This is a genomic window from Cupriavidus sp. GW822-FHT02D05, from assembly GCF_058802485.1.
In genome coordinates, this window is sequence record NZ_JBXAOE010000004.1 from 286,922 (window position 1) to 312,603 (window position 25,682).

At 64.0% G+C, this 25,682-nt stretch carries 25 protein-coding genes and 1 pseudogene; 6 read left to right on the plus strand and 20 right to left on the minus strand.

The features are described from left to right. Positions 1–69: 69 nt before the first annotated feature. The 3 genes from AC1RQK_RS07895 to AC1RQK_RS07905 all read right to left on the minus strand — a co-directional run bounded on the left by AC1RQK_RS07895 (position 70) and on the right by AC1RQK_RS07905 (position 4,110). A complete protein-coding gene (locus tag AC1RQK_RS07895) occupies positions 70–2,094 on the minus strand; it encodes a sigma-54-dependent Fis family transcriptional regulator (RefSeq protein WP_492374821.1) in 2,025 nt (674 codons plus the stop codon). Positions 2,095–2,355: 261 nt separating this feature from the next. Then, positions 2,356–3,117 (minus strand): haloacid dehalogenase type II, encoded by a 762-nt coding sequence (locus AC1RQK_RS07900; protein WP_492808359.1) that lies wholly within the window; start codon positions 3,115–3,117, stop codon positions 2,356–2,358. Positions 3,118–3,144: 27 nt separating this feature from the next. Further along, positions 3,145–4,110 (minus strand): aldo/keto reductase, encoded by a 966-nt coding sequence (locus AC1RQK_RS07905; protein WP_492808361.1) that lies wholly within the window; start codon positions 4,108–4,110, stop codon positions 3,145–3,147. 284 nt (positions 4,111–4,394) lie between these two features. Between AC1RQK_RS07905 and AC1RQK_RS07910 the strand changes: the two genes are divergently transcribed. After that, positions 4,395–5,966 carry a methyl-accepting chemotaxis protein gene (locus tag AC1RQK_RS07910; RefSeq protein WP_492808363.1) on the plus strand — a complete coding sequence of 524 codons (1,572 nt, stop codon included), beginning with the start codon at positions 4,395–4,397 and terminating at the stop codon, positions 5,964–5,966. A 380-nt stretch (positions 5,967–6,346) separates the two neighbouring features. On the opposite strand, the gene AC1RQK_RS07915 is transcribed toward AC1RQK_RS07910, so the two are convergent. From AC1RQK_RS07915 to kce, 11 genes are all read right to left on the minus strand, one after another. Beyond that, complete coding sequence (locus AC1RQK_RS07915; protein ID WP_458766764.1) at positions 6,347–7,033, minus strand: DAPG hydrolase family protein; 687 nt, start codon at positions 7,031–7,033, stop codon at positions 6,347–6,349. Between the two features lie 41 nt (positions 7,034–7,074). Next, positions 7,075–8,193, minus strand: a complete 1,119-nt coding sequence (locus tag AC1RQK_RS07920) for a porin (protein ID WP_492808366.1) — start codon at positions 8,191–8,193, stop codon at positions 7,075–7,077. Between the two features lie 90 nt (positions 8,194–8,283). Beyond that, positions 8,284–9,366, minus strand: a complete 1,083-nt coding sequence (locus AC1RQK_RS07925; RefSeq protein WP_492374818.1) for a branched-chain amino acid ABC transporter permease — start codon at positions 9,364–9,366, stop codon at positions 8,284–8,286. Beyond that, positions 9,363–10,235 (minus strand): branched-chain amino acid ABC transporter permease, encoded by an 873-nt coding sequence (locus tag AC1RQK_RS07930; protein ID WP_492808368.1) that lies wholly within the window; start codon positions 10,233–10,235, stop codon positions 9,363–9,365. The genes AC1RQK_RS07925 and AC1RQK_RS07930 overlap by 4 nt, the downstream gene beginning before the upstream one ends. Continuing rightward, positions 10,232–10,930: an ABC transporter ATP-binding protein gene (locus tag AC1RQK_RS07935; RefSeq protein ID WP_492808370.1), complete on the minus strand. Its 699-nt coding sequence runs from the start codon at positions 10,928–10,930 to the stop codon at positions 10,232–10,234. Before AC1RQK_RS07935 ends, AC1RQK_RS07930 begins: the two co-directional genes overlap by 4 nt. Continuing rightward, positions 10,923–11,660 (minus strand): ABC transporter ATP-binding protein, encoded by a 738-nt coding sequence (locus tag AC1RQK_RS07940; protein ID WP_492808372.1) that lies wholly within the window; start codon positions 11,658–11,660, stop codon positions 10,923–10,925. The genes AC1RQK_RS07935 and AC1RQK_RS07940 overlap by 8 nt, the downstream gene beginning before the upstream one ends. A gap of 8 nt (positions 11,661–11,668) precedes the next feature. Next, entirely contained in the window at positions 11,669–12,880 is a 1,212-nt protein-coding gene (locus AC1RQK_RS07945; protein ID WP_492374814.1) for an ABC transporter substrate-binding protein, read from the minus strand. Positions 12,881–13,070: 190 nt separating this feature from the next. Next, positions 13,071–13,859, minus strand: a complete 789-nt coding sequence (locus AC1RQK_RS07950; protein WP_492808375.1) for an SDR family NAD(P)-dependent oxidoreductase — start codon at positions 13,857–13,859, stop codon at positions 13,071–13,073. Further along, positions 13,852–14,226 carry a cupin domain-containing protein gene (locus AC1RQK_RS07955; RefSeq protein ID WP_492374812.1) on the minus strand — a complete coding sequence of 125 codons (375 nt, stop codon included), beginning with the start codon at positions 14,224–14,226 and terminating at the stop codon, positions 13,852–13,854. The genes AC1RQK_RS07950 and AC1RQK_RS07955 overlap by 8 nt, the downstream gene beginning before the upstream one ends. 11 nt (positions 14,227–14,237) lie before the next feature. Next, on the minus strand, positions 14,238–15,059 hold the full coding sequence (locus AC1RQK_RS07960; RefSeq protein WP_492374811.1) for a cyclase family protein: 822 nt from the start codon (positions 15,057–15,059) through the stop codon (positions 14,238–14,240). Positions 15,060–15,100: 41 nt separating this feature from the next. Then, the gene (gene kce / locus AC1RQK_RS07965; protein WP_492374810.1) at positions 15,101–16,033 is read right to left on the minus strand and encodes a 3,5-dioxohexanoate:acetyl-CoA acetone transferase; all 933 of its coding nucleotides are present in this window, start codon (positions 16,031–16,033) and stop codon (positions 15,101–15,103) included. A 289-nt stretch (positions 16,034–16,322) separates the two neighbouring features. Here kce and AC1RQK_RS07970 point away from each other — a divergent pair, with 289 nt between their 5' ends. Continuing rightward, positions 16,323–17,237 (plus strand): 3-hydroxyacyl-CoA dehydrogenase family protein, encoded by a 915-nt coding sequence (locus AC1RQK_RS07970; RefSeq protein WP_492374809.1) that lies wholly within the window; start codon positions 16,323–16,325, stop codon positions 17,235–17,237. A gap of 37 nt (positions 17,238–17,274) precedes the next feature. Here the strand turns inward: AC1RQK_RS07970 and AC1RQK_RS07975 are convergent, their stop codons facing one another. From AC1RQK_RS07975 to AC1RQK_RS07990, 4 genes are all read right to left on the minus strand, one after another. Next, a complete protein-coding gene (locus tag AC1RQK_RS07975; RefSeq protein WP_492374808.1) occupies positions 17,275–18,108 on the minus strand; it encodes an IclR family transcriptional regulator in 834 nt (277 codons plus the stop codon). 590 nt (positions 18,109–18,698) lie between these two features. Further along, positions 18,699–19,394, minus strand: a complete 696-nt coding sequence (locus AC1RQK_RS07980) for a nucleotidyl transferase AbiEii/AbiGii toxin family protein (protein WP_492808378.1) — start codon at positions 19,392–19,394, stop codon at positions 18,699–18,701. Next, positions 19,391–19,894, minus strand: a complete 504-nt coding sequence (locus AC1RQK_RS07985) for a helix-turn-helix transcriptional regulator (protein WP_492374806.1) — start codon at positions 19,892–19,894, stop codon at positions 19,391–19,393. Before AC1RQK_RS07985 ends, AC1RQK_RS07980 begins: the two co-directional genes overlap by 4 nt. Positions 19,895–20,213: 319 nt before the next feature. Then, complete coding sequence (locus tag AC1RQK_RS07990; RefSeq protein WP_492374805.1) at positions 20,214–20,996, minus strand: AraC family transcriptional regulator; 783 nt, start codon at positions 20,994–20,996, stop codon at positions 20,214–20,216. Between the two features lie 115 nt (positions 20,997–21,111). On the opposite strand from AC1RQK_RS07990, the gene AC1RQK_RS07995 reads away from it, so the two are divergent. From AC1RQK_RS07995 to AC1RQK_RS08005, 3 genes and pseudogenes are all read left to right on the plus strand, one after another. Continuing rightward, the gene (locus AC1RQK_RS07995; RefSeq protein WP_492808381.1) at positions 21,112–22,032 is read left to right on the plus strand and encodes an EamA family transporter; all 921 of its coding nucleotides are present in this window, start codon (positions 21,112–21,114) and stop codon (positions 22,030–22,032) included. Positions 22,033–22,198: 166 nt separating this feature from the next. Further along, on the plus strand, positions 22,199–22,786 hold the full coding sequence (locus AC1RQK_RS08000) for a helix-turn-helix domain-containing protein (protein ID WP_492374803.1): 588 nt from the start codon (positions 22,199–22,201) through the stop codon (positions 22,784–22,786). Between the two features lie 14 nt (positions 22,787–22,800). After that, positions 22,801–23,327, plus strand: a pseudogene (locus AC1RQK_RS08005) (GNAT family N-acetyltransferase). Positions 23,328–23,358: 31 nt separating this feature from the next. Here AC1RQK_RS08005 and AC1RQK_RS08010 read toward each other — a convergent pair. After that, on the minus strand, positions 23,359–24,375 hold the full coding sequence (locus tag AC1RQK_RS08010) for an LLM class flavin-dependent oxidoreductase (protein WP_492374802.1): 1,017 nt from the start codon (positions 24,373–24,375) through the stop codon (positions 23,359–23,361). A gap of 81 nt (positions 24,376–24,456) precedes the next feature. Here AC1RQK_RS08010 and AC1RQK_RS08015 point away from each other — a divergent pair, with 81 nt between their 5' ends. Further along, positions 24,457–25,116 (plus strand): TetR/AcrR family transcriptional regulator, encoded by a 660-nt coding sequence (locus tag AC1RQK_RS08015; RefSeq protein WP_492808383.1) that lies wholly within the window; start codon positions 24,457–24,459, stop codon positions 25,114–25,116. A gap of 15 nt (positions 25,117–25,131) precedes the next feature. Here the strand turns inward: AC1RQK_RS08015 and AC1RQK_RS08020 are convergent, their stop codons facing one another. After that, positions 25,132–25,575, minus strand: coding sequence for a YbaN family protein (locus tag AC1RQK_RS08020; RefSeq protein ID WP_492374800.1), 444 nt, complete (start codon positions 25,573–25,575; stop codon positions 25,132–25,134). Between the last annotated feature and the right edge of the window lie 107 nt (positions 25,576–25,682).

Genomic DNA, 25,682 nt, shown 5'->3' on the forward strand with positions numbered 1-25,682 from the left:
GTAGCGGGGATCTTGCGCCGGGCAGGGAGGGCGGCGCGGGCGAGCCGCGCCGCCATGCTCGCTGGCTGGCTAATGCGCCGCGTCGCGCTGGTTGGGCGATGCGATGCCGTAGCGCGCCATGCGGCGGTACAGCGTCATCCTGCTCACGCCAATCTGGCGCGCCACCGCGCTCAGGTTCCAGCCAGCCGCGCGCAGGTATTGCATCAGCAGCATGCCTTCCGGCGGCAACTGATGCGGGTCGAAGCCGGGGGCCGGCAAGGCCGGCGCGCTGGCGGCTTCGGTGGCCGCGCTGCCCGGCGGGACGCTGGCGGAAACCGGAAGCAAGCCCTGCTGCGGCATCCCCTCGCCAATCCCTTCCGGGAGATCCTCCACCTCGATGTGGCCGTCGTCGCAGACCGCCCGCGCGTACTCCAGCGCATTGCGCAGCTCCCGCAGGTTGCCGGGCCAGCGGTGCGCGTGCAGCCGCGCGCGCGCCGCGGGCGACAGGCTCACGGTAGCTGGCTTGCCGCCCGCGTCCAGCATCTTGGCGATCAGCCAGTCCAGGTCCGTGCGCTCACGCAGCGGCGGCAGCATCAGCCGCGCGCCGTTGAGCCGGTAGTACAAGTCCTCGCGAAAGCGCCCGCTGCTCACCAGCTGGTCCAGCGGATGGTGCGTGGCGGAAATCACGCGCAGGTTGACCGGCACCGGGCGCGCCGCACCGATGGCAAGCACCTCGCCCTCGGCCAGCACACGCAGCAGGCGCGATTGCAGCTCGCGCGGCATGTCGCCGATCTCGTCGAGAAACAGCGTGCCGCCGTCAGCCTCCTGGATCAGCCCGCGCTTGGGCCGCGAGCCCGCACCCGAAAAGCTGTTGGGCAGGTGGCCAAACAGTTCGCTCTCGATCAGGGATTCGGGAATCGCCGCGCAGTTCACCGCCACAAAGGGGCCGTCGCGGCGCGCGCTGGCCTGGTGCAGGGCCTTGGCCAGGTACTCCTTGCCGCTGCCAGTCTCGCCGTTGATCAGCAGGTTGATGGGCGAATCCACCAGCTTTGCGGCCCGCAGCAATTGCTGCTGCAATGCGGCATCGCCACCGCACAGCGCGGCCAGCGGCGCCTGCAGCGGCGTGGCCCGCTCGGCGGTATCACGCGCGCGCTGCCAGCGCAGCGCCGGCGGCATCACGCTCAGGTAAAGCCGCGCGCCGGTGCGGGCCAGCGCCAGCGCGCGCTGCTCGCTGGGGCGCGAATGCATGAAGCGGCCCAGCTCATCGAGCCGCGCCTCGAACAGCGACTCGAACGGCATGCCAAGCAGCGGCGCGCCACCCGGGGCCACGCCCAGCTCGGCCTCCAGCATCTGCTGCGCGCGGCGGTTATGGCCAACGATGCGGCCCGACGCATCGAGCGCGAGCAGGTATTCCGGGTTGACGTCGACAAACTCCGGCGCGGCATTGAGCTTGAGGATCCAGTCCTCGCGGTGGCTGCGCACGAAGCTGGCGTTCTCGATCCGGCTGGCGTAGATGCGCACCATCTGCAGCGCCAGGCCCTGGCTGTCCTTGGCCTGCGGCGAGGTCAGCGCGGATATGTCGAGGATGGCGCAGAGGCTGCCGTGCGAGTCGAACAGCGGCGCGGCCGTGCAGGTGAGCGGAATATGGGTGGCGTCGAAATGATCCGCCTGGTGCACGGTCAGCGCCTGGCCGGTGGCCAGCGCGGTGCCCACCGCGCAGGTGCCGGCGCCGGATTCGCTCCATTGCGCGCCCAGGTACAGGCCGGCGTGGCGCAGGCGGGCATCGGCGTTGGCGTCGCCCAGGTAATCCACCGTCACGCCCTGCGCGTCGGTCAGCAGCACCACGTAGCCCATGCCCGCCACCTGGCTATAGAGCGTCTGCAACCCGTGGCGGGCAATCCGCGCAAAATCGTCGATGCGCTGCTGGTGCTCGCGCAGCCGGGTCTGCGGCAGGATGCGCGCCTCTTGCATGCGCGCCGGATCCAGCCCGTACTGATGCACGCAGCGCCGCCACGAGTTCTGGATGATGGTTTCCGGCGCACGCACCATGGGCGCGCCGGCGCGGGTGGTGAGCTGGACTACCGTGTCGATGTGCTCGCGTTGCCGCAGGTCCATCGTGGTCTCCTTGTCGTCTCCTGGCGCGCTGCCGAGCCGGCGCGTGCCAACTCCCGGCTCTCGCATGGCCTCTGTTGCGCCGCAGGGTTGCAGCGTGGGCGGCCGGGAGTCCTAATGTATCCGACAGGGAGCAGCTTGGGCAAACCCGATCGCGCTGGCCGGGCGCGCGAGACGCGCCAAGTGCAGCCAGCGTTTCACGGCGGGAGGCCGCAATGGCAGGCTTTCCCAAGCCGGTGTGCGCTGGTTGGCGCACGCGCTCGCTCAAGCGCCGAGCCGCTGCGCCAGTTCCGTCAAGCTATCCACCACCACATCCCAGTCCGACTCGGCCGCCAGGTCCTTCGCCTGGTTTGGCCCGTACTCCATAGGCCGATTCACATAAGCGGTCCGCATGCCATGCGAGCGGCCATGCCGCAGGTCATTGTTGTGCGCCGCAACCAGCATCACCTCCTGCGGCTGCAGGTCGAAGAAGGCAATCACGCCTTGATAGATCTCCGCCTCCGGCTTGAAGTGGCGCACGATGTCCGCGCTGAACACCGCGTCCCACGGCAGGCCGGCATGCTTGGCCGTGTCGACCAGGCACTGCACGCTGCCGTTGGAGAAGGTGGAGATGATGTAGCGCTGCTTTAGCCGCGTGAGGCCGGGCACGGTATCCGGCCAGCCTCGGAGGCGGTGCCAGGCACGGTTGAGGTAGTCCTTCTCCGCTTCGCTCAGGTCCTCGATGCCGAACTGGTCGAGCAGCGCGTCGAGCCGTTCGCGGTGCAGCACGTCGATATTGGCCCACGGCCGCTCGCCCTTGCGCACGCGCTCCATGCCGGGCACGTAGCCGGCGCGCCAGGCGTCGGCAAAGGCGGTCCAGTCGGCCTCGATGCCCTTGTTCCGCCCGAATGCGGACAGGTCCGCGATCACGCTGGTACGCCAGTCCACCACGGTACCGAAGACGTCGAACACCAGCGCCTTGACCGCGCTCAGGTCCGCCGCCTTGCTACCGGCGCTGTTGCCGTGGCTCAATCTGTTCTCATGCATCCCTTATCTCCTCCGGGGTAGGCCAGCTCACGCGCTGGCTTGGTCCAGCAGCGCGATATCGCCGGCGCTCAGTGGCAGGCGCGTGGCGGCAATCAGGTCGTCCAGCTGCGCCAGCGAGGTGGCGCTGGCAATCGGCGCGGTAATGCTGGGGCGCGCGATCTGCCAGGCCAGCGCTACCTGCGTCGGGCTGGTGGCGGTGCGCGCCGCGACGTCGTCCAGCGCCGCCAGGATGCGCAGGCCGCGCGCATCGAGATAGGCCTTGACGCGCTGGCCGCGCGCGCCGCTCTTGGCAAGGTCAGCCTCGGAGCGGTACTTGCCGCTGAGAAAGCCGCTGGCCAGCGCATAGTAGTTGAACACGCCCAGGCCTTCGCGCAGCACCAGCGGCTCAAGCTCGGCCTCATACTCGCTGCGGGTATAGAGGTTGTAGTGCGGCTGCAGGCTCTCGTAGCGCGGCAGGTTGTGGCGGCGGCTGGTTTCCAGCGCCTCGGCCAGGCGCGCGGCGCTGTAGTTGGAGGCGCCGATGGCGCGCACCTTGCCGGCCTTGATCAGGCGGGCGTAGGCGTCCAGGGTTTCCTCGAGCGGCGTGTCCCGGTCTTCGTCGTCATGCGACTGGTAGAGATCGATGTAGTCAGTCTGCAGGCGCTGCAACGACGCGTCGACGGCGCGTTCAATATAGGCGCGCGACAAACCCTTGCGGCCCTCGCCCATGTCCTTGCCCACCTTGGTGGCCAGCACCACCTCGGCACGTTTGCCGCTGCGCTTGAACCACTTGCCGATGATGGCCTCGGACTCGCCGCCCTGATTGCCCGGCACCCAGCGCGAGTACACGTCGGCAGTATCGATGAAGTTGAGCCCGGCGCCGACAAAGGCATCGAGCAACTTGAAGGAGGTGGCCTCGTCGGCACTCCAGCCGAACACGTTGCCACCAAATGCCAGGGGCGAGACTTCCAGCCCGGACCTGCCCAGTTTGCGTGTGGTGATGCTTGAGGTCATGCGTTTTGCTCCGCGGGTTGCGTCGAGCCGCCCGTCATCCAGGCGCGGCGAAAGTCACATTGTAGGCAGGGATCGGAAAGCTTGCCGGCCCAGGCAAAAGCATCCCTTTGTTCACTTATCTTTCCCCCATTCAAGTCCCAACGGTGATGGGTCGTTAACCGGCTGTGTCCAGGCTAGGCGCGGCGCGCGGGTTCGTCTCGCCTGTGCCTCTCTGTCAACACCTAGGTCAGGCCGATGCCGCGCCGCCGGCGCAAACCGGCTGCCCATACACGGTAAGCATGATCATGAATCGAATCTCGTTGAACGCCAAACTCTGGGCCGCGCTGGTGGCGATGTGGCTGGCCCTGCTGGCGCTGGGCACCTGGAGCGCCGTGCACACCCGCGCCACCATGATGGCCGAGCGCCGCGAGAGCCTGCAGTCCCTGGTGGCGACCGCCGAAGGCATCGTCAAGCTCTACGTGGACCGCGCCGCCAAGGGCACCATGAGCGTCGAGGACGCCCAGGCCGCGGCCAAGGATGCACTGCGCGTGATGCGTTTCGGCGACAAGGGCTACCTGTTCCTGCTCAACTCCAAGCCGCAGGTGGTGCTCAACCCCGGCCTGCCGGATACGGAAGGCAAGATCGTGGGCGACTTCAAGGACCCCGACGGCAAGCTGGTCTACCAGAGCATCGTCGATGCGGGCAAGGCGAGCGCGCGCGCCGGCGCCAGCCCCGATGACAGCTTCGTCACCTACCGTGGCCGCCTCCCGGGCACCGAAACGCCCGCGCGCAAGCTGACCTATGTGCGCTATGTGCCAGCATGGGACTGGCACGTGGCCACCGGCGTGTTCCTCAAGGACATCGAAAGCAGCTTCCGCGACAACCTGATCTCCGCCGCAATCAGCACCTTGCTGATCGGCGCGCTGGTATCGGCATTCATGCTGGCCATCATGCGTACCGTGCGCAAGAGCCTGGGCGGCGAGCCGGCCTACGCCACCGAAGTGGTCACGCGCATTGCCGACGGCGACTTCACGGTGCCGGTGCGCATTCGCGCGGGCGATGCGCACAGCCTGCTGGCGGCCATGCAGCGCATGCAGCAACGCCTGTCCGGCACGCTCGGCGAGATCCGCGGCGCCGCGGATTCGATCGCCTCGGCCACGCAGCAGATTTCCGCGGGCAATACCGACCTGTCGCAACGCACCGAGGAACAAGCCTCGGCGCTGGAGCAAACCGCTTCGAGCATGGAAGAGCTGACGGGCATCGTGCGCCAGAACGCGGACAATGCGCGCCAGGCCAGCTCGCTGGCGGTCAACGCTTCCGATATCGCGCAACGCGGCGGGCAGGTGGTCAACCAGGTGGTGAGCACCATGGGCGAGATCAACGGCGCCTCGCGCCAGATCGTCGACATCATCGGCGTGATCGAAGGCATCGCCTTCCAGACCAACATCCTGGCGCTGAACGCCGCCGTGGAAGCGGCGCGCGCCGGCGAACAAGGCCGCGGCTTTGCCGTGGTGGCGGGCGAGGTGCGCAGCCTGGCCCAGCGCTCGGCCACCGCCGCCAAGGAGATCAAGGGCCTGATCGACAACTCGGTGGCCCAGGTGGACAACGGCTCGGCGCTGGTTGCCAAGGCCGGCCAGACCATGGAGGACATCGTTGGCGCGGTCAAGCGCGTGACCGACATCATGGGCGAGATCAGCGCGGCATCGAACGAGCAGAGCGCCGGCATCGAGCAGGTCGGGCAAGCGGTGAACCAGATGGACACCGTGACCCAGCAGAACGCGGCGCTGGTGGAACAGGCCGCCGCCGCGGCCCAAGCGCTGGCCGAGCAGGCGCAATCGATGATGCGCTCGGTGGCGTCGTTCCGGCTGGCGGCTTAGGGAGCGGGGCCGGGACCGCGACCGGGAAGAGGGAGAAGGGAGCAAGCCAGACAGCAAAAATGAGCCCGCGCCACACCGGCAGCGGGCTCATTTCATTTCCTGCTGGCGTCCAACGTCCGTCCGGGATTGGAAGCCTAAGAGGCACCCCTTTCAAGGTGATTAAACGACACGTCCAGCCTTGATGACACGAGCGGTAGAAACATGCCGCCGTGCTACGCATCCGGCCACATAGCCTTTCTTCTTCGGCGCTTTCGGTCCCCGCGTATGCTTGCGCATCGCGCGGGAATCAACGTGTGTCGCCATCTTGATCAACTCGCGCCCTTAGCTTACGACACAGCAAAATGAAGGAAATGGTTTGGCCGAGAGAGGTCCCCTGTCCCTCACCACGGAAGCCGAACCTTGACGCTATCCCGATGCTCGGCGATATAGAGCGAGGGCAGGAAGCGAGAAAGGAAGGTGAATTCGTTGTAGCAATGCATAAGCAGTGCCTGTCCGAACGCATCGGGAAAAGCCGCTTTGATCTCCTCGGCGCTATGCCCTTGCGCGGGCATATCCTCGCCAAGGTAGAAATGACTCCTCAGCGTCATTCCCGATGGCGTATCGCGTCCCATGTGCAACAGCCGGCCGCCAAGTATTTCACCGCTGCCGGTGCGTTCAGGCGCATCCCCCATGCCTACCCGGCCGCAAACCGCCGCGCTGATGGCGCCCCGGTCCCTGGCATCGTCGTACGCCGCAGCATCGAAATACTCATGGGGATGACGAAACTGAATGGCGAGCTTTTCCGCTGGCGATCCGGAGAAATGCTCCTCGACCAGATGAATGGACCCGATATGTGTCCCGTCTTGAGCCTCTGCCCACTCGCTGGAGACATGGTCGGCCGGATGCCACCAGATGTACTGCTGCGTATTTGGGCGAAAGCGGAACCACCATTCAAACATTTCCCCCGTACAGCCGTGTAGTTCCGTGCGGCAGGCCACGTGCAAGACGCCGCTTGCGAGACGTTCATAGCCGGTCTCCAGGGCAAGCGGAGCCGGATCGAGCAAGGCGTGCGCTTCAGACAAATCCATCCCAATCTCCTTCAAAAAAAGAACACCAACTGACTGTCACCTTAGAACCGCGTGGCCATCCCTATACGCCCGATGGCCTGACTGGATCCGGACGACGCCGCGTCTGGCCCGAAGAGTCCGTTGATCCATGCCTGAGCGCCGTGGTCGCCGACAGCATGCTGGTAGACGCCTTCCAGGTAGACCGATGTACGTTTCGACAGCGCATACATCAAGGTCGACGTGACCTGTTGCGCTTTGTTGTGGCTGAGCTGTGCATTTCCCTTCATCCACTGGTAGTTGGCGCCAAGTGTCAGGCCGCCCGAGAGGGTCCAGTTTGCGCCCGCCTGCACGACGTTCACCATTGCACCGGAGAATGTGTTGCGCGTGTTCGTGTAAAGAATGTGGGCCAGCACCGAAGGGAATCCATAGTGCGCGCCCACGCCGATGTTGCGTATGCCGTCCCGGCCATTGTTGATCGCGCTATAGCGCGCGTCCGTGACGGCAGCGCCAAGCGCCAGCGGGCCGCGCTCATAATTCACTCCGGCGCTGGCGGTCCGCCCAGAGGTTGTAGAGCCTGCGATCTCACCGAAACCATACAAGGCGCCAAGAGTGAAGCCTCCAGTTGACGGTGTCACATACTTGACGGAATTTGCTACGCGTGTGGAGGCGCCGACGCGATCGAAGTCGGTCGCTCCGGTTGGATTATTCGGAATGCCGAGGCCAGTGAACGGACCATTCCGGAAATTGTAGAAGCCGCCATATAGCAGGCCACCGTCAAGACCGGAGAACAATAGGGATTCAGTCATGAAGTCGTACTGGTTCCCCAGGGAAATTCTCCCCCAGGATATATTGCCAAGACCGACTAATGCCTGCCTGGCGAAGAGCGAACCGTTCGACGGAATCGTTGCTCCATTGTCATTGCTGAACTGGCTGGCCAGTTCAAAGAATACCTTGCTGCCTCCGCCAATGTCCTCGTTTCCGCGCAGCCCGAAAATGCTTGGCACATACACCCCGGTATCGAGCAATACGCCCCGTTTGCCGGCTTGATTGCTTACATACGTCACACCGGCATCGAGCATGCCGAACAGGGCTACGCTGCTCTGGGCGCAAGCGCCGGCACCGAATCCAAGACACGGCAGCGCCAACAGCCATGTTGCCTTTACGGTCTTCGTTGTTTTCATTGTCGTCTCCTCGTTATATTCTTGTACGCTGCGCTGCGGGCGCGAACTGCGGAGCGCCCTAAGGAACGTGGCGCCATCACGCATCAGTCATCACCGGTTGCCAGCAACGTCCGCTGCCCGCCGTTCACCCTCCCGCGCAGGCCGGGCACCTGGGTTGGCGGCGGCCGGAAGGTGCCAGCGTGTGGGCAGAAATGCAATGCCATGGCGCGCGGCGAGTTCCCCCCAGATTCCCTTGGGATAGAAACGCATCACGACGATGCCGATCAATCCCAGAAGAATCAGGTAGGTGCTACCGGTATCGGCAAGGTACTGCCGCATCACGAAATAGACGATGCAGCCAATGATCGGGCCCTCAAGCGTGCCGATTCCGCCAATCACCACGATGAAGATGATGTAGCCGGTCCAGTTGATGTCGAACGCGGAAGCCGGCGAAATACGCAGCTTGGTCAGGAAGATAAACGCGCCCAGCATGCCGTAGGCAGCGCTGACCACGACATAGACAGCGAACTTGAGGTGCCGCTGATGAATCCCCATGGTGGACGCCGCGCTCTCATTGTCTCGAATCGCGCAGAGGGCGAGACCATACTTCGACCTGAGCATGCGGTAGGCGCCATAGTTCACCGCGACGGCAAGCAGCAGGGCGATGAGATAGAGCAGCATGTCGCGGCTCATCCAGCCGAGGTCAAGGGAGCGCACCGCATCCAGGGGAATGCTGATTCCCGACCCGGCACCAAGCGCGCTCGCTTGCGAAAATGCCAACCGGAACACCTCGGCGATTACCCAGGTCCCGATCGCCAGGTATGGTCCGGCCAGGCGAAAGACCGCAAATGCGACGATGCACGCCATGCCGGCAGCGAATAACCCGGCCAGGACGATCGACGCCAGTGGCGGCATCTTGAAGAAGATCGCCAAGGCAAAAAGAACATACCCCCCGCTGCCAAGGTAGGCCTGCTGTCCGAGCGACATGAATCCGCCATAGCCAGCCAGGATATTCCAGAGCTGTGCGAGCGCGACGAAATAGAAGAACTCGACGAGCATGGACTGCTGTCCCGCATCGAGGACGAAAGCCAGTGCGGCCAGCGCAACGGCCGTGGCCGCAAAGGCGCCGTCGGTGCGCGAAAGCCTCGGCGCGCTGGCAGGCAGCGCCGAGGGGGATGTCAGGTGTGCGCTCATTGGTTGCCTCGTTGGGGAAATAGTCCGTTGGGCGCGATCAACAGCACCACGAGAAACAGCAGATGGCCGGCAAGGAGTTGCCAGTCGGGGTCAAGTGATGCGCCGATGCTCTGAGCGACGCCGAGCGCGATGCCGCCGGCAAGGGTGCCCCACAGCGAACCCAGGCCGCCGATGACCACCGCTTCAAACGCAAAGATCAACCGGTCCGGTCCACTGGCCGGATCGAAACTCGCCCGCGTCCCCATGAAGACGGCGGCGATGCCAACGACGGCCATCGATATGCCGGTCGCCAGCGCGAAGAGGTTGCGGTGATTGATACCCATCCAGCCAGCCGCCTCCGCGTCATCGGAAGTTGCCCTGAATGCCCGCCCGATGGCGGTGCGTCGCAGCATGAACTGGAGCGCGCCAAGAACGGCAATTGCCGCCAGTAACGTGATCACCGGGAGGATGCCGACGGCGATGCCGCCGCCGAGGGGCACGCTCATTGTCTCGATCGAGCCGCCAGGAAGCTTCCTGGAGTCCGCCGAGAACATATCAAGGAGACCATTCTGCAGGACGATGGACAGCCCGAACGTCAGCAGCATCGGACGCAGCACGTTGGCGCCCATGGCGCCGTTCAGTAGGGCGCGCTGCAAGACATAGCCGATCGCAAACATGACCGGGACGGTTAGCAGCAGCGAGGAAAATGAAGTCTCCGCCCCTGGGATGCGAATGGCAAAAGCAAGGAATGCCGCCAGCACGATCAGGTCGCCGTGCGCGACGTTGACTAACCGCATGACACCGAAAATGAGCGACAGCCCGCTGGCATACAAGGCGTAGAGGCCGCCCAGAAGAATGCCCTGAACAACCACATCGATCCAGCCCGTCATTGTTCTTCTCCAAAATACGCGCGTCCGATCTCTTCCTTGCTGGCCGATGCGGATTTGCCGGATAGCGTGACCCGCCCCTTCTGCATGCAGTAGTAGCGGTCCGAGAAGCGAAGCGCCTGATGAATATCCTGCTCGACGATCAGCAGAGTCGTGCCTTCCTCCTTGAGGGTTGCGAGGTGGCCATACATCTCTCGAATGATCTTGGGCGCTAGGCCCAGCGACAGCTCATCGCACATCAGCATGGAGGGGTTCGACATGAGCGCACGCCCGATGGCGACCATCTGCTGCTCGCCACCGCTCAGGGACGTCACGTTCTGCCGGCGCCGCTCTGCGAGTCGGGGAAACATCGTGTAAACGCGCCCAAGATTCCACGGGCCCGGCCGCCTGGCGTATGCCCCGATCTGCAGGTTTTCCTCCACGCTCAGGCTCGGAAACATGCGGCGCCCCTCGGGAACGAGCGCAATGCCCTTGCGCACCACTTGCGCTGCACTGTCGTGTCCGAGACTGTGTTCGCATAGGCGGATCGCGTCGTGCCTGACAGGGAGCGCTCCAGAGATCGCCTTGAGCAAGGTCGATTTCCCAGCCCCATTCGCACCGATGATCGCTACCGACTCGCCTTGCCGGATCGTCAAGCTCAAGGCGAACAGCGCCTGAAAGTCACCGTAGTACGCATCGAGTTCATGAATGCTAAGCATGGGCTTCCACCTCAATACCCAAATACACATCCCGCACCGCGGCGCTGTGCATCACAGCCGACGGCTCGCCTTCCATGAGCTTCTTGCCGAAGCTCAGCACCATCAGCCGGGAGACAACTGCCAGGAGCGCATGCACGACGTGCTCGATCCAGATGATGGCGGTGCCTTGGGCGTGGATGCATTGAATGGTTGCAACCAGTTCCGCCGCCTCGCCCTCCGTCAGGCCGCCTGCAATTTCGTCGAGCAACAGGACCTTCGGGCGGGTCGCCAGCGCTCGCGCCAGTTCCAGTCGCTTGCGTTCGAGCAGCGACAGCGCAGCCGCCGGCTTGTCGGCATGGCGGAGCAACCCGGTCAGTGCCAGCGTTTCGTAGCAGTGCTGCTGAGCTCGGCGCGCGTCCAACCTGGCGCCAAAGAATGCGCCCACGAGCAGGTTTTCAAATACCGTCAGCTGGGAAAAAGGCCGGGGGATCTGGTACGTTCGCCCGATCCCGGCAATCGCCCGCTCGTTTGGAGTTGCATTGGTGACGTCCCGCCCTTCCAGCAGGATACGGCCGCTGTCCGCGCGGATGTTGCCGCTCAGCAGGTTGAAGAAACTGCTCTTTCCGGCACCGTTGGGGCCAATGACGCCCAGCGCTTCGCCCTCACCGAGCGCAACGGACAAATTGTCGGCGACCGTCACCGCGCCGAATCGCTTCACCAGCATTTCGGCGGAAAGGACACAATGATCCATACGACCCCTCAGGTGAGAATTGCCAGGCGCTTCTGCACGCCGATATCCTTCGCAAGCGTTGCGCTCACGATCTGCAGATCCAGTGGATGCCTGTTGCCCGCGGTCCATTGCGCGCCTACCAGCGGCGTCTTGGTGACGTTCTTGACCGGGCTCCCAGTCCACTTGACTGGACCGACGGCCGACGCGTAGTCGGTAGCGCGGATCGACGTGACAATCGCCTGTGGCGTCAGCGCGGCGCTCCGCTTGAGCACATCGAGTGCGACCTCGAACAAGGACAGCGTTGCGCCAAGGGGTTGCACCCACTGCCGGCCGGTGGCCGCTTCATAGGCAGCGGCAAACTGTGCGCTGGTTTCGCCGGTCAGTGTGGAGCGATAGGGATAGGCGGGCGACCACGCCACTTCCGTGGACAAGCCGACGCCTCGTGGCCCGAGTCCTGCAACCGCGGAAGGAAAGAGCAGCGCCTTGGCAAAGGTCACGATCTTCGGCTTGAAACCCTGTTGGGCTGCCTGGCTCCAGAATGTAGCGAACGCTGCGGGCGGCAGGACGCCCGTCACGATTTCCACGTTTGCCGCCTTGAACGCGCGGATCTGCGCCGAGAAGTCATTGGCGGTCGGCTGAAACCGGCCAAGGTCGACGAGCTTGTAGCCTTTCGCGGCAAGCGCCGCCGGAAAGCCAAATGCCTTGTCACTGAACGCGTTGCCTTCTGCATCGTTCGGCCAGAGCGCTCCGACGGTGCGATTGGTGGCGGCGCCGGCGCTGTCCCAGATGGCCGTATATACCGCGATCAGGTCTTCCAGTCCCCAGCAAAAGTGATACGTGTACTCGAAGCCCTTCGCCGGCGAACCGCCTCGCCCGAAGTAGTAAGGTTGCCACGGGCAGTTCGTGGTGATGCAGGGGATCCGGCCCAGTTCGCATTGATCGGATACGGGGTTGACGGTGTCCGCAGTGCACGCGGACACAATCATGTCCACCTTGTCGTCCTTGATCAGGCTTGCCGTGACTTCGGCAGCGCGATTCGGATTCGACTGGCTATCCTTTTCGATGATCAGTACAGGATGCACATTGCCAGCTACAGAGATGCCGTTCGCAATCGCTGCGCGCACGCGCTGCAGGATGAATCCATCGGTCTCTGCGAACGGGGCGAGCGGCCCTGTTCGAGGGCTCACATAGCCAATCTTCAGCGGCCGCGCGGCCGCTGAAGCGGGCCGGATCGATTGCACGCCGACCGTGGACGCGCCCAGTGCTACCAGGCCGCGCAAGGTGGCGCGGCGCCCGGCGGAGTGCATTTGGTGGGCAGTGCCACCTTCCATTTCCTTCTTCATGTCTTGTCTCCTGTCATGCTTATGTCGGCGCGGCTCTTCTTTGGAACCGCTTGCCTTTCGTACCTGCCGCTCCGGGCAGGGCGAATCACTATCCGGCTGTATAGCCTCCGTCGATGTATAGCGTCTGGCCGGTGCAAAACTCCGACGCCCTGGAAAGCAGGAACTGCAACGCCCCGACGAGATCCTCGGGCTCTCCCAGGCGCCCGAGCGGAATTCGCGCGAGCATCCCTTCGCGCGCCGCGCGGCCGCGATCGTCATCGGCGAACATCCATGCCGTGAGCTCGGATCGGAACACCGTCGGCGCGATGGCGTTGACGTTGATGCCGTAGCGGCCCAGCTCGCATGCCAGTGTCCGCGTCAAGCCATCGATCGCAGCCTTTGAGGGACAGTAGGCCGAGTAACCGGCGGCAAGCCCGAGCTTGCCGCGCGTGGACGACAGCAGGACAACCCTGCCGCGCTGCGCCATCTCGATACAGTGGGTGGCGAAGGCCTTGCAGACCAGCCACGAGCCGCGCACGTTGGCTGCCATTACGTGGTCCCACTGTTCCGTGGTCATATCCTGGATCGGCGCGGGATCGTTGGTACCCGAGCCGACGACGACGAAATCGATGGCGCCGAACTGCGCAACCGCTTCGTCGATCAGGTTGCGGGCATTGGCTTCCGTGTCGGGCCTGCATGCCATGGCCTTGACCCGGTTGCCGTCGGCATTCAATTGCACTTCGAGTTCGCGCAGCGCCTGCGCATTTGCCCCCGCGATCACGAGTCTCGCGCCGGCATCGGCCAGGCTATGTGCCGCAGCCCGTCCGAACGCGCCGGTGGCACCGGTGATCACGCCTACCTTGCCTGACAAGCCAAAGGTGGCACTGGTACTAGCCATTGTTTCCTTCTCCTGTAGATTGGCTCCCGGGCAAGGCCGAAGCCAGGATCACGAGCATCGAGGCCGGCAACCTGGAATCGTTCCTGATGCTTCGCCCTTCGCCGGCCGGAATCACGCACGAGTCCAACGCCTTGAGCACGACGTCCCCGCCGGCGGTGGTGAGCGTGATCTCACCGCTCAGCACCACGTAGACCTTCTCTGTCGGCCCTGTGTCCCATTGCGCACCGCCCTCGGGCAAAAAGTGCGACAGGCCTACCCAAAAATGCTCCACGTGCGTGGCATCGAGCCCCTGCAAGCGCAGGGACCGCATGTCGAAATGCCTGGCCGCGTCATAGCGAGCGGCGGCATGCAGTCGTTTGACTTCCATGGCCGCGTCCGTTACAGACCGCTTTCGATACGGAAGGACTGGCTCTTGTCCTGCATCGCCACCACGCGCACGATGCATCCGTCGCCCTTTACCCAGCGCCAGGGGAACGCCGCTATGGTCACCCGCTTCCCGGTCACCTTGTCGAGATCGCCCCCGACATTCTCGATACCAGGGATACCCGCCTCGAGCAGTGCACGATGCGCCGGCTCCCAATACGGAAAGTCCTGCTCGACGGAGCGGCCCATTTCACGCTCATACTCCTCGCATACCCGCGGCAAGAGCGGGCCGACACCGTGGCGCCCGATAGCAGTGCCCAGCGGATGATCAAGGGCTTGCTGGTCGACGCCCACCATCTTCACGCCTTTTTCGGCCAGCCATTCGCCCGCTTCCTTGTACAGGCCAGGAGAGTAGGCGTAGTACTGGCTGTTGTCGCCATAGTGATGGTGCCAGCCGGTGTTGATCATGACGATGTCGCCCCTCTGGATCTTCGGATAGGCATTCTCCAGGTCCTTGGCCGTGATCACCTCCCACTTTTTCTTGGGAATGCTGACCACCACGCCTGTGCCGAAGAAACGGTCCAGCGGGATCTCGTCGAGGAACGGCGTGCCTTCGATCACGTGCGCAGGCGCATCGATATGCGTACCGCTGTGCATGACGGTGGTAATGCGTTGCGTCAGCACCCCGGACTTCGCCATGTAGTGGATCCGCTCGATCTTCACGTCTTCGAAGTACGGCCAGTTAGGTACGCCGTGACCCCAGGGGTGGCTCAGTTCGACGAATTCGACGCCGTCGGTATTGGAAGGGGGCGTGGCGGGGTATGCGGATATCGACATGATGTCTCCGTTGTGGAAAGGATGGCGTGATTTCAATGGGTTCAGAACGCGACGTTGTCGCGCCCTTTGAGTTGCAGCATGGATCGCACTTCGGCGGGCGATGCGATATCGAAACCGAGTTCTTCCAGGATGTGGCGGATCTTCCTGACCTGGTCGGCATTGGACTGCGCCAGCTTGCCGCGCCCGAGGTACAGGCTGTCTTCGAGGCCGACCCGCACGTTCGCCCCCATGATCGATGCGTAGGTCAGCAACGGCATCTGGTGGCGCCCGGCCCCCAGCACGGACCAGTAGTAGTCGCGGCCGAACAGCCGGTTAGCCGTCTCGCGCATGAACGTCACGTTCTCGGCGGCAGGCCCGATACCGCCCAGGATCCCGAAGATCGTCTGGACGAAAAACGGCGGCTTCACCAAGCCGGCATCGACGAAGTGGGCCAGGTTGTACAGGTGCCCAACGTCATAGCACTCGAACTCGAACCGGGTCCCGCATCCTTCGCCAAGCTCCATGAGGATGCGTCGGATGTCCTTGAAGGTATTGCGAAAGATCGTATCTTCCGTGCCCTCCACGTATGGCTTCTCCCAATCGTGCTCCCACTGGGCAATCTTCGAAGCGACTGGGTGGATCGAGAAGTTCATCGAGCCCATGTTGAGCGAGGCCATCTCGGGCCGCGCGCGCAATGGGGGCGCGAGCCGCTCCTCCAGCGTCATCTTCGTGCTGCCGCCGCTCGTGATGTTGATCACGGCGTCGGTCTGCCGCTTGATCTCCGGAAGGAACTGCATAAAGACGTCGGGATCGGCACTCGGGCGGCCGTCCAGCGGATCGCGCGCATGCAGATGCAGGATCGACGCTCCCGCCCGCGCGGCGTCGACCGCCTGCTGCGCGATGTCTTGGGGCGTGATTGGCAGATAGGGCGACATCGACGGCGTGTGGATCGCCCCCGTCACCGCACATGAAATGATGACCTTCTCAGCTGCCATGGCTGTCTCCTGTTTGTGTGTACCGCAATATGGTTATTATGTATCGCTTTGCGGTTACTTTATGGATCGACGTCAGGGTTGTCAAGGGTGCCGGCAACGGCTTTCCCTGTGACGCGTCCAACGGGAGACATGCAATTCCCTCGCAGCCCATGCCAGGACTGGGAATCCGGATGTTCGGCAGCGTTTACCCTTGGTTGACCGATGCCGTTTTGCTGCTTATTGTGTATCGTTTTGCGGTACAGATGTATCGCATAACGGTTAAATTAAGAGGGAGAGGACATTGAATTCAATGTGTATCGGTGTCGTCGGTGCCGGGCTGATGGGCCACGGCATCGCGCAGGTATTCCTGGAGGACGGCCGGTTCGATGTGTGCGTCTACGATGCCGCGCCAGGCTTGATTGAAACCGTGCAGGAACGTATCGTTTCCAATCTGAAGACGCTGGGACGTCCTGCTGTGTCTTTTGCAAAGCTCAGGCTGAGCGACGACATCTGTGAAGCCTTATCCGGCTGTCAGATCGTGTTCGAAGCTGTGCCTGAGAAGCTCGAGATCAAGCATCACGTCATGCGCCAGATCGAGGCGGTCGTATCTGGCGAGTGCATCATCGCGTCGAACACTTCCGTCATACCCATCGGCCATATCGGCGAAGCTGTCAGCAAAAAAGATCGCCTCGTGGGAACGCACTGGTGGAATCCGCCCTTCCTCATCCCGCTGGTTGAAGTCGTGCAGGCGACGGCAACGGACCAGCAGGTCGTCGAACGCACGATCTCGCTGCTGGAATCGGTCGGCAAGGTGGCGGTACACGTCAAGAAGGATGTTCCCGGCTTCGTCGGCAATCGCTTGCAGCATGCGCTCTGGCGCGAGGCAATCGCCCTTGTGTCGCAAGGCATTTGCGATGCGCGGACGGTCGATCTGGTCGTCAAGAACTCGTTTGGCCTGCGGCTGCCGGTATTGGGGCCGCTGGAGAATGCCGACCTGGTTGGGCTGGACCTGACGCAGGACATTCACGCCGTCATCCTGCCGACGTTGGATAGCACCTCGTGGCCGAACCGTATCGTGACGAACAGCGTGCGCGACGGCAACCTCGGCATGAAGTCCGGAAAGGGATTCTACGAATGGACGCATTCGAGTGCGCAGGGCGTCAGGGATCAGCTCCTGGCGTATCTTGCCGCCGCGCTAAAGGAACGCGGCGATGCCCAGGCGTAAGGCGTAACCTTGGGGGGGAACAGGGCTGGAACCTGGGTCAGGCCCTGCGCAGCGGTCCAGCCAGGAGCCGCGCCCTGCATTCCACAAGCTTCTCAGTGAGAAGCGCTTCGCTTTGCACGAAACGGTGGGTCGGGGTCGGCACCGAGATAGCGATGCGCTGGTCCATTGGCCCGAGCAAGCCGATTGCGACGGCGCAAATCCCCAATGAGTTCTCCTCGCGGTCCACGGCGACATGGGTGGCCCGCGTCGACTCAATATCCTTTGCGAGATCGTCCCAGCTGCGAAGGGTATGCGGTGTCAGCTGCTCGAACTTCAGCTTGCCTTTTACCTTGGCCAGGGCTGCGTCGTCCAGCATGGCGAGCAGGGCCTTGCCATTTGCCGAGCAATGCAACGGGAACGCGGCTCCGACAGCGGAAACGGCCCGCAGCACATGCGTGCCCTGTACCTGATCGATAAACACCGCCTTGTTCTGATCCAGTATCGACAAGTCCACAGTTTCTCCCGTCGCTTTCGACAAGTCGACAAGCGCGTCGCGGACCAGATCCGCGATCTCGAACTTCGTCGCGTTGGCCAGCGAGAGGATAGCCGGACCAAGCCGCACGCCACTGCCGCCCGAAGCGGACATTGTCAGACCCTCCGCGCCCAGGGCATCGACAATCCGCTGCACGGTCGAGCGCGGCAAATCCACATCTTTTGCAATGGCGCCAAGACTCAGGCCGCCTGGGTGGCTGCTCAACGTGCGCAGTATTTCCGCCGCCCGCGCAATGACCTGGATGCCTGCCCTCGCGGCGCGGGGGTCCTCTCCGGGGTATTCGGAGTGTGGGGTGGGGGACGGTGCCGCGGCGGCGACCGATGATTCTGACTTCCGCATTCTTCAATACTCAAATGGTTGCACGGATGTAGGACGGCGGAAGAGAAAAAGTCTGCCAACTGCCATGCTGAGGTAGATCCTTCGTCCTCAGTGCGCCGGTCCCAGGGCAGAATCTTATTGCAGCAGCGTTATGCATGGAGCCCTATGGATGCATCAAGGACGCCTGCTGCCCCGAAACACGGGTTCAGGAAAGCCGATGCGAATTATAGATCAGCGTAGATTGCGCGCCTCACTTGACCGTCGCGCAAGAACCGTGCGGCTCCACCTCGCATTGGAATGCAGCAGCCTTGCAGCCTGCGGCGACTTATTATTTCGATCGCATTGGTAGGGGGGGCATGAACGCTTTCTCTACTCAGTCACCCGAGGCCGAAGTGTCCACCGAAACCATCGACGGATTGATCATCCTTTCCGGAAGGCAGCGACGGCAGGTCCACGCGGATCATATCGCCCACCAGGCGCCAGAACTGATAAGAACGATGCGGCCGATGCCGCGTCTTTCAGTGAGGCGGTGAACTTGATCCCGAGGGCCAGGCCAACTTGGCCGCGCAGGAGCGGGCTAGCGCTACCGAGCGCCGCGCACTTCGGGAGATCTACGGGCGCTGTCGTTCCCGCGCCCTCCGCGGAGCGTCATCGGTTTTCGGCGGCGAATTGAGAAAATCCCGCGCCAGCGCGACACACTCATCAAAGCTTCGGTCGAAGCTGATCCGCTGGATCCTGGCGAACTGCTCGCGCATGATCGGCGGGCCCGCCTCGATTTTGCCCAGGAAGGCTGCTGCATGCCTAAGCAGAAACGGCGCGGCATGCGCGAGGGCAGTTGGTTCTCGCTCGACCACGACGGCCAGGTCGAAGAGATCCCGTGCGGTGGCGCGGTCGCCCCGATGGTAAAGCTTCTTGGCAACGATTTCGGCTGCAGTCTCCACGTTGACTGGCTGCCCCATGATCTCCCAGACCTCGAATGGCTCGTCGGTCAGGTTGGGCGAGGCCACGACGTCGACTTCGCCGGCATCGAGGACTAGCTTCACGAAGTTCCCCTGCTCCACATAGTCGCTCGTGATGCCCTCTGCAGCCTCGCTCAGACGGGGCGTCATGAACCCTAGATATTGCGGGTCCGGCACAAAGAGATCGATATCGCGTGAAAAGCGATGGCGGTACCGGAGCATCAGGACCGTCCCGCCTCCGAAGGTCCAGAACGGCTCGATACCCCCGTGCTTCCTGACCTCCTCCATCAGCGTGAAGGCGTGAGGGAACAGGCTTTCCCAGATGTCACCCTGGAGCTCAATCTTCATGCCCACAGCCCTGCGCGTGTCGCCATCAATGACTGCGCGAGCCGTCTGAGGTTCTTCCAGATGTCGGCCGGTTTCCGGTGCTGCTTCGCCGCCACCTCGGCCACTACCTTGGTGACGAGTTGCAGTGGCGCCTCATCCAGAACCTGGGCTACTTGCGGACGAAACTCCGCCGGCACCTCGCCAGTGGCCAGCGCCCACTCAAGCTGGTCAGGCGTGAGCTCGCCGGTGTAACTGACGTTTGCGCCCTTCACGGCCATCCATAGCGCGCGGGTCGGCATGCCTCTGGCCTGGCGGTCGGCTTCGGGATCGTACACATCAAGCGCCAGGCCGAGGACGTCCATCAGCCGGCCCAGCGTTTCGAGCGTGGCGTTCACGGTTCCATGCTCGATGCCGTTTAGGGACTGGCGTGACAGTTTGGCCATATCCGCCAGTTGCTGCTGGGTCAGGCCGAGGGCGATCCGCTTGTGTTGAATCGTATTACCCAGGAGTGCAGGGTTCATGGCGACAACCTCCAATCTATTTGTCAAGTATAGACGACATAAACGGACAAATGTTCCTTCGGCAATTGGCGTGCTATGTGCCGCACACGGCTACATCGGAGCCGGAGATGTCGACCACGTCGATACGCGCGACCTTGTCCGCCAGGTGCCGCAGCGTCTTGGCGAGCTCGCCGCGTGCGACCATGGTCTTGCCCAGGCCAAGCGCTTTGCGCGCTTCAATCCGGGCTTCAAGGCCGCCCCGGCAACGCGCGCGGCCGCAGACAGTACAAGTGGTACGGCAATGCCGCGCCACGACGCCAGAATCTTTTTTAAACGGACTCTAAGCCCTATGCGCTGCGAAGTATCGACTGGGCACCTCACCCAGGACATGCTTGAAGACGGTCGCGAATGCACTTGCGCTGCTGTAACCCAGCTCCATGGCAACGCGCGTGACAGGTTCGCCATTGCCGAGCCGAACCACGGCTGCGAGCAGGCAGGCTTGTTGCCGCCACTCGATATAGCTGACGCCGGTATGCAGCCGAAACTGACGGGTAAAGGTGCGGCGGCTCATGCCGGTGCGCCGCGCCATGTCGTCGATGCCGATTTCCAGCGAGGGGAACGCCAGGAACTCGCGGCAAGCGCGATCAAGACGCGGCTCCGCGGGCAATGGCGCATTGAGAGATAGCGCGGGCATGGCGGCGATCTCGTGCAACAGCAAACCCATCAGATAGCCGTCGCGCCCGCCAGCTGCATAGTGCGTGGGCACCGCCAGCGCCTGCTCCAGCAATTGCCTCAACAGCGGCGACACGTCGCAGACCTGGCAATGCGCAGGCAAGCCAAGCCGTTGCACGGCCTGCTCGCGGATGTAGGTGTTGAGCATGGTGACCGGGCCGCGCATCTGCATGGCGTGTGGCAGCCGGGACGGCACCCAGACGGCGCGCTGGGGCGGCACCACCCAGTTGCCCTCGTCGGTGAGCACCGTGATGACACCACGCGCGGCGTAGGCGAATTGCCCGCGCTGATGGCGGTGCGATGGGAAGAGCTCGCCGTCCGCGTAGTCTCGCGCCGTCACGACAGCATCGCGCAGCGTGTTCTCGTAGGGATCGATCGTGGTTTTCCGCATGGCCTGATTTTATTGTTTTTTGACCTGCAATCGAAAGCAGGCCATACGGATTTCCGGCAAATTTCCGTCGATGCCAGCGCTTTACGCCTTGCAGCCAGGAAGAGACACACCGACCATGCGGAGAAAACACCTGTTGCTGGCCGTCGTCGTGACGGCCATCTGGGGATGCAACTTCCCCATCACCAAACTCGGGCTTGCCGGGATCGATCCGCTGCTGTTGACGGCCGTCCGTTTTACGCTGGCCGCTTTGCCGTGGGTGTTCTTCGTGAAACGACCGCAGGTGGCCTTCCATTGGCTAGCGGTCTATGGCTTGATCTTCGGCGTGGCGATGTGGGCGTTGATCAACCTGGGGATCGCGATGGGCGTACCGCCCGGCAGCGCTTCCTTGTTGATCCAGTTCAGCGCATTCTTCACGCTGGGCTGGGGCGTGCTGTTGTTCCGTGAACGCCTGGCATTGCCCCAGTTGATCGGCATGGTGCTGGCTGCCATCGGGCTGGTGGGCATCCTGCTGGGCAGTCCCGGCAAGGCCACTACAATCGGTTTTATATTGGTGATGGTCAGCGCCGTGGCCTGGAGCATCGGCAACATCGTCATCAAGGTGTCCAAGGTGCGCGAGATCTTCGCCTTCGTGGTGTGGGCCAGCCTGTTCCCGCCGATTCCGCTGTTTCTGTTGACCTGGCTGCTGCATGGGCCGGGGCCATTTGCCGCGTTGCCCTTGCATTTGAGGGGGGCCGCCATGTTTTCACTGGCGTTCCAGGCCTACGGCGCGACGCACTTCTGCTACTGGGGATGGAACCTGCTTTTGCGCGAGTACCCGGTGTCGCGGGTTGCGCCGCTGTCGCTGCTGATTCCGGTGTTCGGCATCGTCAGTTCCCTGTTCATCATCGGCCAACGTCCCAGCGCCTCGGATGGGGTCTGCATCGCGCTGATCCTGCTGGCACTCGCCGTCGGCATGAACAAGGGCCGCATCCTGGCGGCAAGGCAGCCCGTTGAGCGCCGGCCCCTTGAAAGCCGAGTCGCTATGAGGGAGCCTTGAGCGGCACCGACCCGGCCCCCGGCCCCAGGCCCCAGGCCCGAAACGCGCTCCGGTCTTCTGACTCCTGAGGTCTGAGACGCGCTATGCGCATTGGCAAGTTCCAGTTGCTTTGCATTGCGATGTGTGTCAGTTTACAGGATACTTTCATCCAGAATACTGGACACCAATGGACATCAACGATCTCATCGCCCGGCGCGTGCGAACGCTGCGCGACGCCCAGGGCTTCTCGCTGGCCGCGCTGGCTGAGCGCAGCGGCGTGAGCCGCTCCAACATCTCCTTGATCGAGCGCGGCCAGAGCAGCGCCACGGCCACGGTGCTCGACAAGCTGTCCGCTGCGCTGGGCGTCACCGTGGCGTCGCTGTTCGAGGACAGCGCTCCGCAGGCCGAGCCGTCGCCCATGGCCCGTGCGGCGGAGCAGCCGGTGTGGACCGATCCCGCCTCCGGCTATATCCGCCGCAACCTCTCCCCGGCGGCACCCTCGCCGATCCAACTGGTCGACGTGGTCTTCCCGGCAGGCAAGCGCGTGGCTTATGAGACCGGCGCGCGCGAAGCCGATATCCATCAGCAGGTCTGGATGATCGACGGCGTCATGGAAATGACGGTGGGCGACCAGCACTGGCGCCTGGAAACCGGCGACTGCCTGTCCATGCGGCTGGACCGCCCCATCGTCTACAAGAATCCCACCCGCAAGCCCGCGCGCTACGTTGTGGCGCTGGCCACAATGCCATTCACGCCAACCAGGAGAAACGCATGACCGAGATGCCCGGGATGACCGAACCTATCACCGTGCGGCGCGTCGGCGCCAGTGAAGCCGCCGCTTGCATCGAGCCGCTGGCCGATGTGCTGATCGATTGCGTGGAGGGGGCGCGTCGGTGAGCTTCATGCTGCCGCTGCCACGCGAGAAGGCCATGCAGTTCTGGCGCGGCGTGGCCGATGGCGTCGCGCGCACAGAGCGCGTGCTGCTGATCGCGCAGGACGGCGAAGGGCAGATCCTTGGCACCGTCCAGATCATCCTGTCGATGCCCGACAACCAGCCCCACCGCGGCGACGTGGCCAAGATGCTGGTGCACCGCAAGGCCCGTCGCCGCGGCGTAGCACAGCGGCTGCTGGCGGCCCTGGACGATGCCGCGCGCGAGGCGGGCAAATCGGTGCTGGTGCTCGACACGGTGACCGGCGGCGATGCCGAACGCCTGTACCAGCGCGCGGGATGGCAGCGCGCCGGCGCGGTGCCGAAGTACGCGCTGATGCCGGATGGCGCATTCTGCGGGACGACGTTCTTCTACAAGCACCTCTGAGCGCGTCGGCGCCATCCGCACGACCGGCGCTTCAGATCATGACCTTGGCTGGCGGCGCCACCGCCCGCATGGCCTGCGCCGCGATCTCGAAGGAGCGCAGGCGGGCCTCGTGATCGTGGATCTGCGCAGTAAGCATCAGCTCGTCCGGCTGCAGGTCCTCGATGAAGGCGCGCAGGCCGTTGCGCACCCCGTCCGGATCGCCCACCACCGAGCACGCCAGCGAGCGCCGGATATGCGTGGCCTCGGTCTCCGTCCACATCAGCTCGATGTTATCCACCGGGGGCCGGATCGGGCCGGGGTTGCCGCGCACCAGCGCCAGGAACTGCTGCTGCAGCGAGCTGAACAGCCGGCGCGCCTGCGCGTCCGAATCCGCCGCGAACACATTGAGCCCGAGCATCACATGCGGCTTGGAAAGCTGCACCGACGGCTGGAAGGTCGTGCGGTACAGGTCCACCGCCTGGCGCATGAAGCCCGGCGCGAAGTGCGAGGCAAACGCGAAGGGCAGGCCCATCGCCGCCGACAACTGCGCGCTGAACAAGCTGGAGCCGAGCAGCCACAGCGGCACCTTCAGGCCTGCGCCGGGCACCGCCCGCAGGCGCTGGCCGGGACGCGGGTCGTCGAAGTAGGCCTGCAACTCCTCCACATCCTGCGGGAAGGCATCGGCGGCATCTTGCGTGGCGCTGCGGCGCAGCGCGCGAGCGGTGGATTGGTCGGTGCCAGGCGCGCGGCCCAGGCCGAGATCGATACGGCCGGGAAAAAGCGAGGCCAGCGTGCCGAACTGCTCGGCCACCACCAGCGGCGAATGGTTGGGCAGCATGATGCCGCCGGAACCGACGCGGATAGTGGACGTGCCGTTGGCAACGTAGCCGATCAGCACCGCCGTGGCGGCGCTGGCGATGCCAGGCATGTTGTGATGCTCTGCCAGCCAGAAGCGCTGGTAGCCCAACCGCTCGGCGTGCTGGGCAAGCGCGAGCGAATTGCGCATGGCCTGGCCGGCGTCACCGCCTTCCACGATGGGCGACAGGTCAAGCAGGGAATAGGGGATCATGGCGAGCGACTGCGGCGCAGCAATTTATTGAACGATCACTATACTAATCACCACTGGCGTCACTGGCAACGGAAAAATATAATGACCACTATGAAAAAGAGTGTTTCCGGTGCGGGCCGCGGGCGGCCCAGGCAGTTCGATCGCGACGAGGCGCTGGGCCAGGCCCTGTCGCTGTTCTGGCGCTATGGCTATAGCTCCACTTCGATCTCCGCGCTCACCGAGGCCATGGCCATCACCGCGCCCAGCCTGTACGCCGCGTTCGGCAGCAAGGAGCAATTGTTCTACGAAGCCGTGGACCGCTATGCGGATACCCACGGCGCGCTGCTCTACGCGCCGCTGCAAGGCGCTGGCAGCGCGCATGACGCCGTGCAGGGCCTGCTCGCCGGCGCGGCCGCCTTGTTCAGCGCCAAGGGCAACCCCGCCGGTTGCTTCCTGATGACGGGCACCAGCTGCTCGGCCGACTGCGCCTATATCGAAGACACGCTGCGCCAGCGCCGCAAGGAAAAGGAGCAAGCCCTGCAGGCCTGCATCCAGCAGGGCATCCGGCGCGGCGAACTGCCGGCCGGCACTGATGCAGCAGCACTGGCCAAGTTCTTCAACACGGTCATGCAGGGGATGTCGATGCAGGCGCGCGATGGCGCGTCGCGCGCCGCGCTGGAAGCCTTGGCGGCTAGCGCGATGCTGGCGTGGCCGGCAAAGGCGGCAAAGAAGGCCAGGCCGCGGGAAACCCAGACAGCGTAACTTGCGGATGCGGCATCAGGCCGGCGGCTCGGGCCGGCGCCACAGCCACGCCAGCACGCACGCCATGCAGGCAATTGCCCCGTAGGCCAGCCAGGGCCGATGCATGCCGAACAGCAGCACGGCGCTGCAGATGCTCATGGCCGCCGTGGCGCTCCACTTGGCGCGGCGGCTCACCATGCGGCCGTTGTGCCAGTTGTAGAGCATCGGTCCGAACACGCGATGGCCAAGCAACCAGGCATGCAGGCGCGGCGATCCCTTGGCCGCGGCCCAGGCGGACAGCAGGACGAATTCGGTGCTGGGCAAGCCGGGCACGAACAGCCCGAGGATGGCCACCCCGAGGCTTAGCAGCGCCAGCGCGGTCAGCAGCACGCGCGCCGTGCGGGTGCGCGCCAGCCGCAGCGGCGGATCGCTTGCGTTGGCGCCAGGCGGCATCGGCGAAGCCGTATCGGCGTCATCCAAGACCGGTCACCGCGATTGGAAGTGGCGCTGCGGCAACGGCAGAAGACATGTGGCAATTCTCTCGGTTCTGGCGGAGGGCAAGGCTGGCCCCATTGTCCACGCGGGAG

Bases quoted from the DNA above. Each gene is read 5' to 3' on its own strand.
- AC1RQK_RS07895 (WP_492374821.1), bottom strand. From the start codon at position 2,094: ATGGACCTGCGGCAACGCGAGCACATCGACACGGTAGTCCAGCTCACC.
- AC1RQK_RS07900 (WP_492808359.1), bottom strand. From the start codon at position 3,117: ATGCATGAGAACAGATTGAGCCACGGCAACAGCGCCGGTAGCAAGGCG.
- AC1RQK_RS07905 (WP_492808361.1), bottom strand. From the start codon at position 4,110: ATGACCTCAAGCATCACCACACGCAAACTGGGCAGGTCCGGGCTGGAA.
- AC1RQK_RS07910 (WP_492808363.1), top strand. From the start codon at position 4,395: ATGAATCGAATCTCGTTGAACGCCAAACTCTGGGCCGCGCTGGTGGCG.
- AC1RQK_RS07915 (WP_458766764.1), bottom strand. From the start codon at position 7,033: ATGGATTTGTCTGAAGCGCACGCCTTGCTCGATCCGGCTCCGCTTGCC.
- AC1RQK_RS07920 (WP_492808366.1), bottom strand. From the start codon at position 8,193: ATGAAAACAACGAAGACCGTAAAGGCAACATGGCTGTTGGCGCTGCCG.
- AC1RQK_RS07925 (WP_492374818.1), bottom strand. From the start codon at position 9,366: ATGAGCGCACACCTGACATCCCCCTCGGCGCTGCCTGCCAGCGCGCCG.
- AC1RQK_RS07930 (WP_492808368.1), bottom strand. From the start codon at position 10,235: ATGACGGGCTGGATCGATGTGGTTGTTCAGGGCATTCTTCTGGGCGGC.
- AC1RQK_RS07935 (WP_492808370.1), bottom strand. From the start codon at position 10,930: ATGCTTAGCATTCATGAACTCGATGCGTACTACGGTGACTTTCAGGCG.
- AC1RQK_RS07940 (WP_492808372.1), bottom strand. From the start codon at position 11,660: ATGGATCATTGTGTCCTTTCCGCCGAAATGCTGGTGAAGCGATTCGGC.
- AC1RQK_RS07950 (WP_492808375.1), bottom strand. From the start codon at position 13,859: ATGGCTAGTACCAGTGCCACCTTTGGCTTGTCAGGCAAGGTAGGCGTG.
- AC1RQK_RS07955 (WP_492374812.1), bottom strand. From the start codon at position 14,226: ATGGAAGTCAAACGACTGCATGCCGCCGCTCGCTATGACGCGGCCAGG.
- AC1RQK_RS07960 (WP_492374811.1), bottom strand. From the start codon at position 15,059: ATGTCGATATCCGCATACCCCGCCACGCCCCCTTCCAATACCGACGGC.
- kce (WP_492374810.1), bottom strand. From the start codon at position 16,033: ATGGCAGCTGAGAAGGTCATCATTTCATGTGCGGTGACGGGGGCGATC.
- AC1RQK_RS07970 (WP_492374809.1), top strand. From the start codon at position 16,323: ATGTGTATCGGTGTCGTCGGTGCCGGGCTGATGGGCCACGGCATCGCG.
- AC1RQK_RS07975 (WP_492374808.1), bottom strand. From the start codon at position 18,108: ATGCGGAAGTCAGAATCATCGGTCGCCGCCGCGGCACCGTCCCCCACC.
- AC1RQK_RS07980 (WP_492808378.1), bottom strand. From the start codon at position 19,394: ATGAAGATTGAGCTCCAGGGTGACATCTGGGAAAGCCTGTTCCCTCAC.
- AC1RQK_RS07985 (WP_492374806.1), bottom strand. From the start codon at position 19,894: ATGAACCCTGCACTCCTGGGTAATACGATTCAACACAAGCGGATCGCC.
- AC1RQK_RS07990 (WP_492374805.1), bottom strand. From the start codon at position 20,996: ATGCGGAAAACCACGATCGATCCCTACGAGAACACGCTGCGCGATGCT.
- AC1RQK_RS07995 (WP_492808381.1), top strand. From the start codon at position 21,112: ATGCGGAGAAAACACCTGTTGCTGGCCGTCGTCGTGACGGCCATCTGG.
- AC1RQK_RS08000 (WP_492374803.1), top strand. From the start codon at position 22,199: ATGGACATCAACGATCTCATCGCCCGGCGCGTGCGAACGCTGCGCGAC.
- AC1RQK_RS08010 (WP_492374802.1), bottom strand. From the start codon at position 24,375: ATGATCCCCTATTCCCTGCTTGACCTGTCGCCCATCGTGGAAGGCGGT.
- AC1RQK_RS08015 (WP_492808383.1), top strand. From the start codon at position 24,457: ATGACCACTATGAAAAAGAGTGTTTCCGGTGCGGGCCGCGGGCGGCCC.